The sequence below is a fragment of the Velazquezella soli genome (assembly GCF_977018685.1).
Genome location: NZ_CDRNXF010000005.1, coordinates 160,906 through 177,671, shown reverse-complemented (window position 1 = coordinate 177,671; position 16,766 = coordinate 160,906). Strand labels below are relative to the sequence as shown.

Below are 16,766 nucleotides of genomic sequence, written 5' to 3'. Positions count from 1 at the left end.
CCTGTGTCGGCCGGCGCAGCCTTCTAGCCAGTCGTCATCCTGCGCAGAACATTTGTTTTCCAATAGAACTGGTGGACAAGAGCGCCCAGCACATGGCCGGAGATCAGCACCCATAAGGCGACTTTGAGGACATCGGCATGCAGTTCCCCTGCACTGCCGTAGCCAAGATAGTATGCAGCCATGCCAGTCAGCGGCATTGCGACGAGCAGAATGTAGAGCGCGGCATGCGCGGCTGTGGCAGCCATCCGAAAAATCGGGGGTTCCTGCGGCGGGGATGCCGGAACGCCACGGGTGAAGCGGATGATCAGGCGAAGCACGACGAGAGCCAGAATAGAAATGCCCACATAGGCGTGAATATTGGCACTTGCCACTTGGTCGGCAGAGGCCATCCCGTCTCGCTCCATACTCCGGTTCCAGTCGCTCATGCCATCGGGCAGGACGAGGTTGAAAGTGACGAGCGCAGCGGTAAGCCAGTGCAGGACGCGTTGAGATACGGAAAATGATAGAGGTCTAGACGTTGTCATTGGTGATCCTTCCATCGTGGTTGTCTCAGACGTCGCATGGGGCGATCGGATGGTGAGCGTCGACGGGGCATTGGGTTTGATCATCGAGATCGCTTGGTGCGGGGACTTCAGTCTCACACGCACCGTTTCATTCCTTCGGTTGTCACGATGATCGACTAGAGGCCGAAGCTGACATTGAACTGAAGGCGGTCAGGGTCATTTCCCAACGCCTGCCTCCGCTGCCATGACGCGGTCTCGAAGCGTTTCGTGATTGCACTAGGTAGAGAGACCCAGCCGCCACGACGTCCCGTTCCGGACGGCCCGAACACCGTACCGGTCGCCGTGGAAAGGTTCATCCGCGCGAGCCGTTGCGGTCACGGATAGAGTTACACGGGGTGAAAGACCGATCATTCAAAGCGTATGCGAAAGCAGAAGAAAAACAGACGCCGTGTTCAGGGGAGTCAATCCAAAAGTTCGCGTAAGACGGTCGCGAGCTCCCGAGCAGTATGTGGTTTCCGCAACCATCGTCCTGACTGAGCCAGTTCTTTACCGGCGATGGTTGGCTCGGCGTATCCGGACGTGAACAGAACCTTTATCGTCGGCTTTGCCATCCTCACTTGATCCGCAAGCTCGTTGCCTGTCATGCCGCCTGGCATGACGATGTCGGTAAAGAGGAGCGAGATGTCATCGTGCTTTTGGAGAAGTTCGAGCGCCTGAATTCCAGTTGCTGCTTCGATGATTTGGTAGCCGAGGTCTGCAAGCCGTGCGACCACCACTCGACGCACCCTCGGATCGTCTTCGACGACCAAAAGCTTTTCCCGGCCTCGGGGCAACGGAGCGGTTTCTGCCGTGTCGAAATGCGTGATCTCTTCGTCAGCTTTTGACCGGGCGGAAGGCAGAAAGAGCCGGACGCTCGTTCCCTGCCCGGGCTCGCTGTAGAGCTGGATGTTTCCACCGGATTGCTTGGCAAAACCGTAGACCATACTCAAACCCAGAACTGTCCCGGCACCAAGGCCCTTCGTTGTGAAGAACGGGTCAAAAGCCTTCTCGCGAACCTCGGCCGTCATTCCCGAACCCGTGTCCGTTACTGAGATCAAGACAAAGTCACCAGTCCTTACCGACGGATAGGTTTTCGCGTAGTCAGCATCGAGTTTGACGCTGGAGATATCGATCGTCAGCCTTCCGCCTTTTGGCATAGCGTCGCGCGCATTTATCGCCAAATTCAGGATGGCATTCTGGAGCTGCGATCCGTCGACCGAAGCCTCGATGGCCGCGCCTGATATAACCGTGCGAAGCTCAACGGCTTCTCCAAGGGTTCTGCGTAACAGGTCCGAAAAGCCGCCGACGAGTTGCCCTATATCCACCGTTCTCGGATTGAGGCTTTGACGCCGTCCGAATGCGAGAAGCTGGCTTGTCAGTTTGGCACCGTCATCTGCCGCGCTTTGCGCCTCACGCAGAAGCACTCGAAGCTTTGGATCCTCAAGCTTGTTATCGATCATTTCCAGATTGCCGCTGACCACGGTCAGGAGATTGTTGAAATCATGAGCCAAACCGCCGGTCAGCTGGCCGATGGCCTCCATCTTCTGCGATTGGCGCAGTTCTTCCTCGATCTTGTGTCGGCTCGTCAGGTCCCGGATGAAGCCCGTAAAGATCCGCTTGTTGTGGGTTGCTGCTTCGCCCACCGAAAGCTCCATCGGAAAGGTCGAGCCGTCCTTGCGTCGTCCGGTCACAACCCGGCCATATCCGATAATGCGCCGTTCGCCGGTCGTCAGGTAATTGGAAATGTAGCTATCGTGCGCCGCGCGGTCGGGATCGGGCATCAAAACCTTGACATTCAGTCCGCAGACTTCTGCTGCCTTGTATCCGAACAGCCGTTCCGCAGCCGCGCTGAACGATGAAATGATGCCGGCTTCATCAATGACGACCATCCCGTCAGGAACGGTATCCAGGATAGAAAGCTGGTGGGCCTCGCGCTCGGCGACGGTTTCCTGCATCACTTTCATCGCCGTGACATCGTTGTTTGTCTGGACCACGACCTGCTCGGCCGAGCCCAGCGGCGACAGAAGAACCCAGTGGGTCGCAATGAAGAGAGGGCGGCCATCCTTGTGGTGATGGATGACTTCGCCGCTCCAAGACTGCGCAGCCAAGAACCGGTTTCTTTGCTCTTCAACAGATTCAGGGAACTGCGTGCTAAGAAGCTCGTGAACCTCTTGGCCAACGGCCTCGATGCGTGACCATCCGTAAAGGTTTTCGCATCCTGCAGTCCAGCTGCGGATGATACCATCCGTTCCGTGAACAATGATGTTTGCCGCATCCAGCAAGCCTGTAACAGCAGAAAGCTGTCGTTCGAGCTCATCTCGACTGCCTCTATATGACATAGCTTTCCCATGATCGCACGCTCAGTGGGACCGTCCCCCGCGGACGATCGTTAACCGGGGCTCGCGGGAACGATCATCTTCATCTCCGGCCATCTGCGCAAGCAGAACCGGACGGCAGATCGTTATCGCGTTTCGAGCCGCCACACCGTCGATTTGGATGGCACCCTTGCCGATGAGCTTTGTCATGGTGCGCGAGACTGTCTCGATTGTCAGTCCAAGGTAATCGGCTATGTCCTGCCTCCCCATGGGAAGCTCCAGCGTGGTCCGGTTGCCTGAGGAAGCCGCTTGGCGCCGGAGTGTCGCCAGCAGAAAGGAACAAAGGCGTTCCTTCGCGTTCTTGGACGACAGGAGCACCATCTGATCCTGCGCTGCCGCCATCTCGTCGGAGACCAGAGCGAAGAGCTGTGGGCGCAAGTGATCACTCTCGGTCACCGCTGCATCGAACCGGCGTCGTGACAATCGCCTCAGGGTCACAGACGTCACCGCCTCGGCACTGTAGAGATAACGCCCGCCAAGCGAGATGCCGACGATATCGTTTGGATAGAGGAAGCCGGTAATCACGCGCCGTCCGTCGGCGATGATCCGAAAAATCCTCAAGGTACCTTCGAGAATTTCGAAAACATCGACCGCATCGTCGCTCTCAAAGAAAAGCGCTTTTCCCGCTGTCAAATGTTCAAACGGCTGCTTGCAGAACAGGCTGTGAAGGCTGGTTTGGTGATGGACTGCGTGAAGAGCAGTCGTCCCACTTTCATAATTCTGAGTTGTACTAAGCATAACCGTGCCTCCAATCTCGATGCGCGCAGTTGACTCGCGTGGCGTGACGGGCGGATGCTGTTTCCGTGACAATCTATGGAATTGCGTAACACATTGTAACAGGAGGGGATAATGGCGCGGCAAAATCCTGCGACAGCTCACATCCTCATCGTCGATGATGATGTGAGGATCACTCAAATGTTGAAGCGATATCTCAACGAAGAGGGCTATTTAACCAGCGAGGCCAAGGACGGTGAGGAGATGCGCCTGCAACTTGCGCACACACAGGTCGATCTCATCCTGCTGGACGTCTCTTTGCCCGGAGGAGCCGATGGTTTTGATCTTGTTCGGGAGGTGCGAGCGGCGTCCGATACCCCGATCATCATGCTGACCGGTCGAAATGACGTTGTGGACCGGATCATCGGGCTTGAGATGGGCGCCGACGACTATCTCGCGAAGCCGTTTAACCTCAGGGAGCTGCACGCCAGGCTGAAAGCCATTCTGCGCCGGCGAAACGTGCAACCTTCCGAGCAGCAAGAGACCGACAAGATCGTCCATTTCGACCGCTGGGCTCTGAACCTTACGCGACGCGAGCTGTCATCAGCGGATGGCGAAGGTATCCATCTGACAACAGGCGAATACGACCTCCTTGCTGCCTTTGTGGCCCATCCAGGACGCGTGCTGTCGCGAGATTTCTTGCTAGAGGAAACAAAAGGGCGCCATCTCGATGCCTATGATCGGGCAATCGACGCTCAAATCGTCCGGATCCGGCGCAAGGTGGAGATCGACCCCAAACAGCCGCAAATCATTCGCTCCATCCGGGGCGTCGGCTACATGTTCGCCGCACGCGTCAGCGTGGCGAAGGTTGCTTAGAGGGCGATAGGTCATACGTTAAACCGGCCCGCGGTACCTTGAAAGTCGAGGTGTCGCCCAGAAGCCAGTGGTCGGTTTTGGCGACGGGCCAGACGTGGATGCGATTGCATCCTTCCTCTGCAGCGCGGCGTTTCGCATACTCTAACAAGCGCCCTGCCACGCTGTGCTCATTGAGGAGACTTACGGACGCGAGAACAGGAACTTCCAGCTGTTTGCTCAAGCCACTTTGCGTGCTGACAAATACCAGGGAAATCCCGCGGACAACCCCTGCCGGGTCGATTACAGTAAGCCAATTTCTCCGGAGGTCTTCTGTGGAAGTCGCTGCCTGCCACTCGGCAAGATCAATGTTCGGAAAGAGATGCCGAACGATTGCGTAAGCACGAGCAACGTCCGAGGCTCGAAGCGCACTGACCGTATAGTCCGCGTCCATCTCCATCCCCCCATTGCACCGTTAATCTTTGGTGGACCGGCTGAGCCTGCATTGACGGCGGTCAACGCAACGACTGCAGATGTCGAAGGGTCAGCGCGGGTGAAGAAAGACGCAATATGGACGCTGAAGCGCCTTCTTCAGCGCGTAGCGTGAGGATCGAAGGAGAGCGCAAGGATGTGCTTATCCATTCGCCCGATGAACCTGGAAGGCATGCCTGCTCGGAAATCAGGCGACGGTCTTCAACTGGACCTCTGCCAACATCTGCTGCGCCACAAACGCCTGACCCGCAATGGCTCGACGATCAACGCCCCGTTGCATTGCGCTTTATCAATGAGAGCCGCACCATTCCGGGTGAAAGAGTTACCGGAGGCGAGCCACCGAGAACGACCGTTTTGAACACGCGGCCCCAAAGCCCAGCCATGCGGTCGCAGGACTACTGAATGATTGCCATTACAGCGCCGTGTCGAGCCGCGGGCTGCAAGAGGACGTGAAACAAGGACGCCTTTATGACGGACAAGCTTCTCCTCACCTTCAATGCCGGATCTTCATCCGTGAAAATCGGCATCTTCAGGGTGGACGGTGAAAGGCCTGAGCGGATCGGCAAAGCCGTGGTCGATTTTGCAAGCGACCCCGTGTCGCTGCATCTCAAGGAAGGTCCGGCGCAGTTCGAACTGTCGCTGGAAGGCGCTTCCGGCGACGATCTTGCCGGCCTGATGGACAAGGTGTTCGGGGAACTGAGTGCCCATTTCGATCTCGACGCCGTCACCTCCGCCGGTCACCGCATCGTCCATGGCGGCGACGTCTTCGACGGTCCCGTGGAACTGACGACCGCGACTGTTGCGAAGGTTCGGTCGTTGACGGCACTTGCGCCACTCCATCAGCCCCAGGCGCTGCGGATGATCGAAGCCGTCCGGCACCTGCGCCCTGATCTGTTCCAGACCGGCTCCTTCGATACGACTTTCCATGCGACACAGTCCGACCTCGTGCGGCGTCTCGCAATTCCGCGCGCCTATCATGACGAGGGCATCAAGCGGTACGGCTTCCATGGACTGTCCTATCGCTACGTCGCCGGTGCACTGGCCGCCAAGGCGCCCGGTATTGCGGACGGCAAGGTCATCATCGCCCATCTGGGCAGCGGCGCCAGCCTCTGCGCCATCGAAAACGGTCTCAGCCGCGATTCCAGCATGGGCTTTTCGACGCTGGACGGAATCCCGATGGCAACGCGACCCGGCTGGCTTGATCCCGGTGTGCTGCTGCATTTTCTGGGGCCGATCGGCAAGTCGGTCGAAGACGTGGAGGACATGCTCTACCACAAGTCCGGCCTGCTGGGTGTTTCAGGCCTTAGCGGCGATACGCGCGAGCTCCTGGAGAACGACAGTGAAGAAGCGCGGGAGGCAATCGATCTCTTCACGCTCCGGATCGCCGGCGAGGTCGGGAGGCTTGCATCCACGCTCGGCGGGCTCGACGGCCTCGTCTTCACCGCCGGCATTGGCGAGAACCAACCGGAGATCCGCAGGCGTATTGCAGACCAGCTTTTGTGGCTGGGCGTAGAGCTGGACGGTTCGGCCAATCAAAACAACGCGCCCACGATCAGCACCGCGGCAAGCCGCGTTGCCCTTCATGTCATCGCTACGGATGAAGAACAGATGATCGCAGAGGAGTGCCTGTCCGTTTTTCGCGCGAGGGAACATCCCGCCACCTGACGGCACCGCGGAGGCGTCGCTCCCAGTCACGACAGTAATTTTCGATCACTCGCCCTTTCAAAGGAGCAAGAAGATGCAGCTACGTAACAACCTGCCCGTCACGCCCGAAATCAGCACTGAGGAGCTGACGCTCATCGACCGCTATTGGCGGGCGGCAAACTATCTCTCCGTCGGGCAGATTTATCTTCTCGACAACCCACTGTTGAAGGAGCCCTTGAAGCCGGAGCATATCAAGGCACGGTTGCTCGGCCACTGGGGCACGACGCCCGGCCTCAACTTCATCTATGCGCATCTCAACCGGATGATCCGCAACCGCGATCTCAGCATGATCTATGTCTGCGGACCCGGCCATGGCGGTCCCGGCATGGTGGCGAGCACCTATCTCGAAGGCACCTATAGCGAAATCTATCCGGACATCTCCGAGGATGCCGAAGGTATGCGGAAACTGTTCCGGCAGTTTTCCTTCCCTGGCGGGATTCCGAGCCATGCGGCCCCGGAAACCCCGGGCTCGATCCATGAAGGCGGCGAACTCGGCTACGCTCTGGTGCATGCCTACGGCGCAGCCTTCGACAATCCCAACCTCATCGTCGCCTGCGTCGTCGGCGATGGCGAGGCAGAGACCGGACCGCTTTCCGCAAGCTGGCAGTCGAACAAGTTCCTGAACCCCGCCCGCGACGGTGCGGTGCTGCCGATCCTGCATCTGAACGGCTACAAGATCGCCAACCCAACGCTTCTCGGCCGCATGGCCGACGAAGACATCGAGCACCTTTTCCGCGGACACGGCTACGAACCGTTTTTCGTAGAGGGCCATGAACCGGCCGATATGCACCGGCAGATGGCTGCGGCATTCGAGACGGTTTTCGATCGCATCCGCACGATACAGGCCGAAGCCCGCGACGGTACGGTTTCGGAAGGCCTCCCACGCTGGCCGATGATCGTGTTTCGCAGCCCCAAGGGCTGGACGGGACCAAAGGAAGTCGACGGCAAGAAGGTCGAAGGTTTCTGGCGCGCGCACCAGGTGCCGGTCTCCGGCTGCCGCGAGGACGACGGGCATCGCAAGGTCCTTGAGGACTGGATGCGGAGCTACAATCCGGACGATCTGTTCGACGCCAACGGCCGGCTGAAGGAGGAATTGCGGGCGCTATCGCCCGGCGGCGAACGCCGCATGGGTGCCAACCCCCACGCCAATGGCGGCCTTTTGCGCAAGGAACTCATCGTCCCCGACATCCGCGACTATGCGGTTCCCGTAAGGACGCGGGGCGCCGACATGGTGCAGACGACGGAGATCCTCGGGAAGTATCTGCGCGACGTAATGAAGCGCAACGACGCGAATTCGAACTTCCGCATCTTTGGTCCGGACGAAACGGAATCGAACCGGCTCGGCAATGTCTTTGAGGTCACCGACCGCGTCTGGATGGAGAAGATCGAGCCCTACGACGTGCATCTGTCCCGTGACGGCCGTGTGATGGAGGTGCTTTCAGAGCATCTCTGCCAGGGCTGGCTGGAAGGTTATCTGCTGACCGGCAGGCATGGCCTCTTCTCCTGCTACGAGGCCTTCATCCACATCATCGATTCGATGTTCAACCAGCACGCCAAGTGGCTGAAAGTGTCGAGTGAACTGCCATGGCGCAAGCCCGTCTCCTCGCTCAACTACCTGCTCACCTCGCATGTCTGGCGGCAGGACCATAACGGCTTTTCCCACCAGGACCCGGGCTTCCTCGATCTCGTTGCCAACAAGAAGGCGGATATCGTGCGCATCTACCTGCCGCCGGATGCCAATACTCTGTTGTGGATCGGCGACCACTGCCTGAAGACCTGGGACCGCGTCAACGTGATCGTTGCCGGCAAGCAACCTGAACCGCAATGGCTGACCATGGACGAAGCGATCCGGCATTGCGAGGCCGGCATCGGCATCTGGGACTGGGCTGGCAACGAGGACGGTGCGGTCGAACCCGACGTGGTGATGGCCTGCGCCGGTGACGTGCCGACGCTCGAGACGCTGGCGGCGGTTTGCCTGCTGCGGGACGCGATCCCGGAACTCAGCATACGCGTCGTCAATGTCGTCGACCTGCTCGCCCTGCAATCGCAGGACCAGCATCCCCATGGTCTCTCAGACGAGATGTTCGATCGTCTGTTCACCACCGACAGGCCGGTGATCTTCGCCTATCACGGTTACCCCTACCTCATCCACCGGCTGACCTACAAACGCACCAACCACCAGAACATCCATGTTCGAGGCTTCATCGAAGAAGGCACGACGACAACTCCATTCGACATGACGGTGCTGAACGAACTCGATCGCTTCCATCTCGCGATAGAGGCGATCGAACGCGTACCCGGTTTGAAGGACAAGGCAGGCAGCGTGATCGCGATGCTTGAGGACAAGCTGGCGGAACACACACGCTATGTCCGCGAACATGGCGAGGACATGCCGGAGATTCGCGACTGGAAATGGAAAACCTCCAAGACGGTTGGATAAGAGGCCGGACATCAAACGAAGCAGCCCGACCTATCACGCTCGGGCTGCTTTGAGCGGAAGCACCAAGTCCCCTTGACCACGATCAATGCCCTTTCCTGCGAGTGGAAGAATATCCGGTCTCACACTTAAAACTCGGGGACACGATGACGACATTCTCATTTGAGCAGCGCGAGACGAAGTTCAAGGCGATCCTCCTCCAACGACAGCAGTATCTGCAAACGCGCCTCGAAAAAATCGAGCATGACTTTGAACAACCTCGTAATCGCGACGACGACGATCGTGCGCTCGAACGCAACAACGACGAGGTTCTGGATGAGCTCGGCGAGGCGGGGCAAACGGAGCTGCTGGCGATCGAGGCCGCCCTTCACCGGGTAAAGGAAGGCACTTTCGGTATCTGTGCCAAATGCGGCAATGCCATCAGCGACCAACGTCTCGACGTCGTCCCGCACACGCCGTTCTGCCAATCCTGCGCACACGCGCTTCAGCATCTCTAGACCGGCCTATGGCGGCGTTACGGGCGAAGGCGTGAATTCCGGCAGTGGCTGCGTCTCGGGCGCCTTGCGTTGCGCAAGATCAAAGGTCTCCAGCATCGCATCTGTCAAAGTGAATAAAAGCTGCGAGAGGATTGTTTGATGTTGGTCAGGGACTTCATGACACAGAGGCCGATCTGCGTGTCGGCGAACACGAGTATCAAACATGCGATCCAGCTGATGCTCGATCACAAGGTCAGCGGTCTGCCGGTGATCAGCGACGATGGTCAAGTCGTCGGGATGCTGACGGAAGGCGATCTCTTGAGTCGGAGCGTCTTCAATCTCGGCCCGCAGTCTCCACCGAAAGACCCTGACGATAGTTTCTTCGAAAATTACGTGCGAGCGCACGGCACCACCGTGGCAGATTCCATGACAAAGGACGTTATCTCCGTCTCGCCACAACAATCGCTTGCGGATGTTGCAGCGCTTGTCAGGACGCATGGTATCAAACGGTTGCCCGTTCTTCAGTCGGAAAGGCTCGTGGGGATCATCAGTCGGAGCGATATCATACGGGCCGTGACTGCAAACCGCGATGCGGTGGCAAAAGGAGATGTCGCGTTGCGGCTTGCAGTTTTGACGCGGCTGCGCTCGGAGCTCGGCCTCGAGCCAGAGCGACTTACAGTTGAGGTCAGGAATTCGATCGTCGAGATCTTCGGCCCTGTCCCCTCGCCTGCGCAAGGGCGTGCCATGCAAGTCGTCGCAGAAAGCGTTGCTGGTGTAGCCGGCCTGATTTTCGAAACCAACTGCGTTGAGACACTGGACCACTGACGCGACGTTTGCCTTGTCCAACGCCTTTCGGTTGTCCAAATAGGCAGGCGTAGGCGGCGACCGCCCCTCAAAACGAAGACGACCATGCGCGAGCGATTTCGTACGGTCCGCCTGCGCAGGCACTGTTCGGCTCAAAATCCTGGAGGTGAGACTGGCATCTCCGGTAGTCCGACAACCAGAATCTGATCGATCACCTTGGTGACACCCAGAGTGTTCTCAGCCGCGACCCGCGCAGCCGTCTTCTCGCGTGCATCCAGTACCCTGCCTTCAAGTGTGACCACAGTCGCGTCGACGGCCACCGTGATGGTGTCACCCCACCGTTGCCGGTCATATTCAGCCTCAAGTCCGGCTTTGATATCCGCATCGATCCGATCGACGGCGGACGCTGACATCTGTCGGATCAGGGTGCGCATGATGTCGGCTCGCGTGACGATGCCGACGAGCTTGTTATTTTCGACAACCGGCAGGCGTTTGATGCCGCGATCGCCCATCAGGTTCGCGGCATCCTCGACGGTTATCCATGGCTCTACCGTGATCGCCGGCGAGGACATGACTTCGCTCACCTCTTTCCCGAAAGCTTTCGCGTAATCCTCCGCCAACGCACCGCGTGACGAAAACAGCCTACGCCATATCCCGGGCGAAGCCTGCGACCGAAGCTCCCCGCGTCGCAGGAAATCGCTTTCACTGATCACGCCCAGCACCTGCTCGTCATTATCGATTACCGGCAGACCGCTGAAGCCGCAATCCAACATGGTGTTGGCCGCCTCCCAGATCTTGGCGTCTGGGTGAACAGAAATCGGATCTGCCGTCATGATTGATCGCACGGTCTGCATGGTCTTTTCTCCCTCGTTGTCGGGAGGTTAAACCCGCGGCTCGGGCCGTCCTTGATCTTCATCAACGATCACCGCTTCGAGCGCCCCAGTCCGGGCAACGCGTGTGCGAAGAGGCCGGTCTGAAGATAATGGACCTGTTCGGTCTCCCGAAAGCGCTTTCGTACCCATCGATTGACAAAGATCATCGCCATCTCTTCCGAGGCTTCTAGGCTTGCTTCATCCAAAACCTCTGAAATGGATGGAGCCAACCATGTCGTTCAAAACTATTCTTGCTGTCGTCGGTGAACACGGCGCCAACGCCGATATTGCCAAGGCCATCGAGCTGACAATTGAGTCAGACGCGCATCTTTCGATCATGGTCATCGGCACGGCGTTGCAGCCGATCACGTCCGACTATCCCGTGGGGACCGCCTGGCTTGAGCAACGGCAGGAAGAGATAAAGGCGCTGGTCAACGTCAAGACGGCCGCCGAGGCGCTGTGCAGCCAGAGCGCCATTTCCTTTGATATCGATCACTTTTACGACGACAATTTCATCCTTCAGAGCAATATCGGCGTGCGCGCCATGTATGCCGACCTCGTCATTCTCGGCAACAGCGTCCGGCGCGAAAGAGGGTTGCGACGTCTTGTGGTCTCGGCTGCAGCCTTTGACGCCCGCACGCCGATCCTGCTGATCCCTTCCAAGGGCAACATCACTTTTCCGCCCAAAAATGTTCTTCTCGCCTGGAATTCCAGAGCGGAATCCGCAACAGCCGCCAAGGACGCACTGGATATTCTGAAACGAGCCGATGCCGTGCATGTCGTTCTCGTCGATCCGGATGGTGCCTACTTCAAAAACGGGGGCGAGCCTGGCGGAGACGTTGCCGCATTTCTCTCACGACATGGCATCAAGGTTGTCGTCGAACAGCTGGCGAGCGGCGGCCGAGCAACCGAGGACATTCTCACGCAGCATGCATTGGAAACCGGCTGCGACATGATCGTCATGGGAGCCTACGGCCATTCGCGGCTGCATGAACGTATCTTCGGCGGTGTGACGGCAACCTTGCTGGAATCTTCGGATTTTCCGATATTCATGGCCCGATGAGCGGCTGTCACGCACAGTCTCCGAACCTTAGGGGCATCGGCTGCGGTCGGGCCTCTCGTTCCGTCCGGCGCGTTGACGGCCTCACGGCCGTCAACGCGCCCGATGGTTCTCGTGGTTCAGGGCTTGGTCCGCCCGGCACGTTCCCGCGTCGCTGACCCGGTCGATCCTATGCAAATCGTCTCGGCGGCAACCTGGGTTGGGAATACCGCACTCTTAAGATTGCAATCCTGATCATGCGGTCGGTCCCTGGTAGCGGATCCCGGTGACGGTCCCCTGCCTCAACAGCAAGCGCTTGAAGACGAGGATGACTATGTCCCTGGAACACTGGCTCCGGCCGTTACGGCCCCTTCTCGTCGCGGCCCCGATCTTCGGGCTGACAATAGGATTGATCGCCTGGCACGGCGGATTTCAAGATCTCTATGCCACATCGCTGGCGCTTGCGACCGGCCTCGTCATGGTCGCCCTCGTTGCCCAGATCATCGCGCGGATTGGCGCCGGTGAAATCGGTCTGGATGTCATCGCGCTTCTCTCAATGGGCGGAGCCCTACTTTTTGGCGAATACCTTGCGGCGACGATCGTGGCCTTGATGTATTCCGGCGGTCAATATCTCGAGAATGTCGCCGAGGGCAGAGCCCGCCGCGAGATGACCGCGCTTCTTTCGCGTGCACCTCATGTGGCAACGAGGCGCCGTGAAAGCCAGATGGAGGAAGTGTCGGTCGATTCCATAGCGGTTGGCGACTGCCTTGTTGTTCGGCGTGGCGATCTGGTGCCGGTCGACGGAACCGTGAATGACGGGGAGGCTGTTCTTGACGAGTCCGCACTGACAGGCGAACCGCTGCCTGCCAAGAAACGCCCGGGCGATATCGTCATGAGCGGGGCCGCCAATGTCGGTGACCTCTTTAATATGACCGCCACAAAAGCAGCCTCCGACAGTACCTATGCGGGCATCTTGAAGCTTGTTGAGGCGGCCCAGCAGAGCAAGGCGCCGATGGCCCGCATGGCAGACCGGTATGCGTTGGTCTTCCTGACCGTCACAATCGCAATCGCTTTGCTGGCTTGGTGGATTTCCGGGGATCCCGTCAGGTCCGTCGCTGTCCTCGTGGTCGCAACACCCTGCCCACTCATCCTCGCCGTACCGATCGCTTGGGCTGCTGGTGTCTCAAGGGCGGCAAGCTCCGGTCTTCTGATCAAGGGGGCAAAAATCCTTGAAGAGCTAAGCATGATCCGGACGCTGGTGCTCGACAAGACAGGGACGCTGACCGATGGCAGACCGACCCTGCGAGAAATTTCTACATCTTGGCCAGAGGACGAGTTTCTGCGCCTCGTCGCCTCGCTCGATCAGGCATCGAGTCACGTGGCCGCCAAGGCGCTGGTTGATGCAGCGCATGCCCGGAACTTGAGCCTTGTTTCGCCGGAACAGGTGAGCGAGGAACCCGGCGAAGGAATTGCCGGGACGGTTGGCGACAGAAAGGTTGCCATCGGTGGCATCAACTTCATCGCCTCGGCCTACGGCGTTGAAATCAACGACGCACACACACCAGGAACCATCGCCGCAGCGGTCGCGATCGACGGGAAATTTGCCGGCATCTTGTTGTTTTCGGATCAACTCAGGGCGGGAGCTGCTTCGGCGTTGAACGGTTTCAAGGCAATTGGGGTAACGCGGATCATTCTGGCCACGGGCGACCGCGCGATTGTCGCACGCCAAATCACCGCCGGCCTGCCTTTCGATGAGGTCAGAGCCGACCTCTCGCCAGGCCAAAAGATCGACATCGTCAAGGATGAAAAGACACGCGCGCCGGTGATGATGATCGGCGATGGCGTGAATGACGCGCCTGCCCTTGCTGCAGCGAATATCGGACTTGCCATGGGTGCGCATGGCTCAGCTGCCGCCATCGAGTCGGCCGATGCGGTTCTGTTGGTCGAGAGGCTCGACAGGATTGTGGAGGGCATCGCGATTGCGCACGCCTGTCGACGGATCGCGCTACAGAGTGTTTTTGCGGGCATCGGTCTATCGGTAGGCGCGATGATCCTCGCCGCAGCGGGGTATTTGACGCCGGTGCAAGGAGCACTGTTTCAGGAAATCATCGATATCGCCGTCATCCTCAACGCCCTGCGTGCCCTAAGAATCCGACCTTCCGCCTCGCGTCTGTCATAACGCGATTGGCGTCGCGCCTGTCTATTCTACCGCCACTGCTTGGTTTGGCTTGGATCGACGACCCGATCTACAGAGGCGGCAGTTCTCAGCTGCTCTCACCTTGAATCAGGTCCATGGGCCATACCAAACGTTTGACGGCATCAGGGTAGTGCAGCTTGTATTCCGGCATGACAGATAACAGACCCTCGGCAAGGCTTATGCCGAGATCGCGAAGAGAAAGACTGAAGCAGGTCAGGCTTGGTTTGAGAAACTGGGCCTGCGGGCTCTGCCGCCCGATGATGGCGATGTCCTTGCCGGGCATCAGCCCGACCTCTTCCAGCCCACGGTAGAGCCCGGTCACCAACGTCTCGTTGACAAGGACAACAGCCGTCGGACGGGTTTCGCAGTCCATGATCTGACGAGCCACGCCATAGCCACCCGTTTCGCTCGGCGTGGCACGAAAAATGTGCTCCGGCGAAAGCGACAGATTGTGCCGGGCAAGAACCTCCTGGGATCGGTGAACGAACAGATGGCCGAGGTTCAGATCACCATTCGGCCAGATCAGGCCGATGTGCCGGTGACCGCTTTTCACAAGCCGCTCGATGGCGACCTCCGCCATGCCCTCGAAATCCAGATCGATCCAAGGCTGGCCGACATCGGTCTGGCTTCGCCCCAAGGTGATGAAGGGAATATTGTGGCGAGCGAGCAGTTCGAAACGCGCATCGTGGAGACGGGTGGCAGAGAGAATGACAGCATCCGCGAAGCCACGCGCGACGACGCGCTGAAGATAGGTGTCCGGGTCTTGGTCGGATGAACACAGCAGTGCGACGAGATCAAGCTTGTGACGGGCAAGGACGGTTTGCACGCCGTCGAAGACACTCATAAAGAACGTGTCGCCCTGGCCTGTAATTTCGGGTCCCGTCTGCATCATGAAGCCGATGACGCCTGTCGACCCCTTGCGCAGAGAACGCCCCGACTGGTTGGCGACATAGCCCAGTCTGGTGGCCGCTTCGAGAACCCGGCGCCGAGTCTCTTCATTCACGTCCGCCTTTCCGTTCAAGGCGCGGGACACAGTTCCTATTGATATATCTAGATAATTTGCCAGCTGGCGAATGCCCTTCATGAACTGCCTTTCCGCGGACCCGAATGCGTCGCCCAAAACAATATTGACAAATTCTGGCTCCTGTCCATACTACCGTAAACGTTTACGGAAAATCGGAAGAGGAGTTTTGATTTCCGTAAGGAGGAGGATACCAGTGACATACAATGCTGTTTTGTGTGGATGCGGAGCTATGGCCAAAGGCTGGCTCCGGGCGGTGCGGGACACGCCCCACATCAAAGATGCCATAGAAATCGTGGGCCTCGTTGATCTCGACCGAGCGACAGCTGAGGCGCTTGCAACCGAATTCAGTCTTCAACAAGCGGTTATCGGGACGGATCTGGAAGTTGTTCTCGCGGAGACCAGGCCAGACATCCTGTTGGATGTCGTCATCCCCAACGCTCGCCATTCGGTGGTCAGCGCCGGCCTCGCCCATGGCTGCCACGTCTTAAGCGAAAAGCCGATGGCAACCTCCATGGAGGAAGCGCAGGATCTGCGCCGTGCCGCCAGCGCAGCGAGTCGTATTCATGCCGTCGTTCAGAACCGACGTTTCATTGCAGGCGTCCGCCGCATGCGTCGTCTGGTCGAAAGCGGTGCGATCGGCGAGGTCACGGGCATTCATTCCGATTTCTTCCTCGGCCCACATTTCGGTGGCTTTCGAGAAGAGATGGAGAATGTCCTGCTCCTCGACATGGCGATCCATACGTTTGATGCAGCGCGTTTCGTGTCCGGCAAGGCGCCCCTCTCGGTCTATTGCGTTGAAACCAATCCGGCCGGCTCATGGTACGCCCATGGCGCCGCGGCCAATGCGATTTTCCGTTTCTCGGACGATGTGGTCTTTACCTATCGAGGTTCCTGGTGTGCCGAAGGCGAGCGCACCAGCTGGGAAAGCGCGTGGCGCATTGTCGGCTCGAAAGGCATGCTGACCTGGGATGGCGAAGACACATTTAGGGCTGCCGTTGCCGGGAACGATCCCGGCCTCCTCCCGGGCTTTACGTCAATTGACGTGCCTGCCCCTGCCAGAGACGAGGAAACCCATGGCCACGCCAGCGTGATCGCCGATTTCCTCGATGCCATCAGCACCGGGCGCGAACCCGAAACAGTCAACCACGACAATATCAAAAGCCTGGCCATGGTGCTTGGCGCCATCGAAAGCGCCAAGTCGGGTCAATCCGTCGACATTTCAGCATAGGGACCGTGAC

13 protein-coding genes are annotated in these 16,766 nt (G+C 58.8%); 8 read left to right on the top strand and 5 right to left on the bottom strand.

Annotation, left to right across the window (positions count from 1 at the left end):
- Positions 1–23 precede the first annotated feature (23 nt).
- The 3 genes from AC0JZ8_RS21310 to AC0JZ8_RS21300 all read right to left on the bottom strand — a co-directional run bounded on the left by AC0JZ8_RS21310 (position 24) and on the right by AC0JZ8_RS21300 (position 3,550).
- Positions 24–524: a cytochrome b gene (locus AC0JZ8_RS21310; protein ID WP_062578392.1), complete on the bottom strand. Its 501-nt coding sequence runs from the start codon at positions 522–524 to the stop codon at positions 24–26.
- A gap of 440 nt (positions 525–964) precedes the next feature.
- The gene (locus AC0JZ8_RS21305; RefSeq protein WP_471893492.1) at positions 965–2,881 is read right to left on the bottom strand and encodes a hybrid sensor histidine kinase/response regulator; all 1,917 of its coding nucleotides are present in this window, start codon (positions 2,879–2,881) and stop codon (positions 965–967) included.
- A 21-nt stretch (positions 2,882–2,902) separates the two neighbouring features.
- The gene (locus AC0JZ8_RS21300) at positions 2,903–3,550 is read right to left on the bottom strand and encodes a helix-turn-helix domain-containing protein (RefSeq protein ID WP_471893491.1); all 648 of its coding nucleotides are present in this window, start codon (positions 3,548–3,550) and stop codon (positions 2,903–2,905) included.
- Between the two features lie 216 nt (positions 3,551–3,766).
- Between AC0JZ8_RS21300 and AC0JZ8_RS21295 the strand changes: the two genes are divergently transcribed.
- From AC0JZ8_RS21295 to AC0JZ8_RS21275, 5 genes are all read left to right on the top strand, one after another.
- Entirely contained in the window at positions 3,767–4,507 is a 741-nt protein-coding gene (locus tag AC0JZ8_RS21295; RefSeq protein ID WP_209899513.1) for a response regulator, read from the top strand.
- 936 nt (positions 4,508–5,443) lie between these two features.
- Positions 5,444–6,640: an acetate/propionate family kinase gene (locus AC0JZ8_RS21290; protein ID WP_209899516.1), complete on the top strand. Its 1,197-nt coding sequence runs from the start codon at positions 5,444–5,446 to the stop codon at positions 6,638–6,640.
- A gap of 73 nt (positions 6,641–6,713) precedes the next feature.
- Positions 6,714–9,119: a phosphoketolase family protein gene (locus AC0JZ8_RS21285; protein ID WP_471893490.1), complete on the top strand. Its 2,406-nt coding sequence runs from the start codon at positions 6,714–6,716 to the stop codon at positions 9,117–9,119.
- A gap of 143 nt (positions 9,120–9,262) precedes the next feature.
- Positions 9,263–9,613 (top strand): TraR/DksA family transcriptional regulator, encoded by a 351-nt coding sequence (locus AC0JZ8_RS21280; protein ID WP_471893489.1) that lies wholly within the window; start codon positions 9,263–9,265, stop codon positions 9,611–9,613.
- 138 nt (positions 9,614–9,751) lie between these two features.
- The gene (locus AC0JZ8_RS21275) at positions 9,752–10,417 is read left to right on the top strand and encodes a CBS domain-containing protein (RefSeq protein WP_471893488.1); all 666 of its coding nucleotides are present in this window, start codon (positions 9,752–9,754) and stop codon (positions 10,415–10,417) included.
- 131 nt (positions 10,418–10,548) lie between these two features.
- Here the strand turns inward: AC0JZ8_RS21275 and AC0JZ8_RS21270 are convergent, their stop codons facing one another.
- Positions 10,549–11,250 (bottom strand): CBS domain-containing protein, encoded by a 702-nt coding sequence (locus AC0JZ8_RS21270; protein ID WP_471893487.1) that lies wholly within the window; start codon positions 11,248–11,250, stop codon positions 10,549–10,551.
- 250 nt (positions 11,251–11,500) lie between these two features.
- Between AC0JZ8_RS21270 and AC0JZ8_RS21265 the strand changes: the two genes are divergently transcribed.
- The gene (locus tag AC0JZ8_RS21265) at positions 11,501–12,331 is read left to right on the top strand and encodes a universal stress protein (protein WP_471893486.1); all 831 of its coding nucleotides are present in this window, start codon (positions 11,501–11,503) and stop codon (positions 12,329–12,331) included.
- A 304-nt stretch (positions 12,332–12,635) separates the two neighbouring features.
- Positions 12,636–14,486: a heavy metal translocating P-type ATPase gene (locus AC0JZ8_RS21260; protein WP_471893485.1), complete on the top strand. Its 1,851-nt coding sequence runs from the start codon at positions 12,636–12,638 to the stop codon at positions 14,484–14,486.
- Positions 14,487–14,571: 85 nt separating this feature from the next.
- Here the strand turns inward: AC0JZ8_RS21260 and AC0JZ8_RS21255 are convergent, their stop codons facing one another.
- The gene (locus AC0JZ8_RS21255; RefSeq protein WP_471893484.1) at positions 14,572–15,588 is read right to left on the bottom strand and encodes a LacI family DNA-binding transcriptional regulator; all 1,017 of its coding nucleotides are present in this window, start codon (positions 15,586–15,588) and stop codon (positions 14,572–14,574) included.
- Positions 15,589–15,721: 133 nt separating this feature from the next.
- On the opposite strand from AC0JZ8_RS21255, the gene AC0JZ8_RS21250 reads away from it, so the two are divergent.
- Positions 15,722–16,756, top strand: a complete 1,035-nt coding sequence (locus tag AC0JZ8_RS21250; protein WP_471893858.1) for a Gfo/Idh/MocA family protein — start codon at positions 15,722–15,724, stop codon at positions 16,754–16,756.
- The last annotated feature ends 10 nt before the right edge of the window (positions 16,757–16,766 follow it).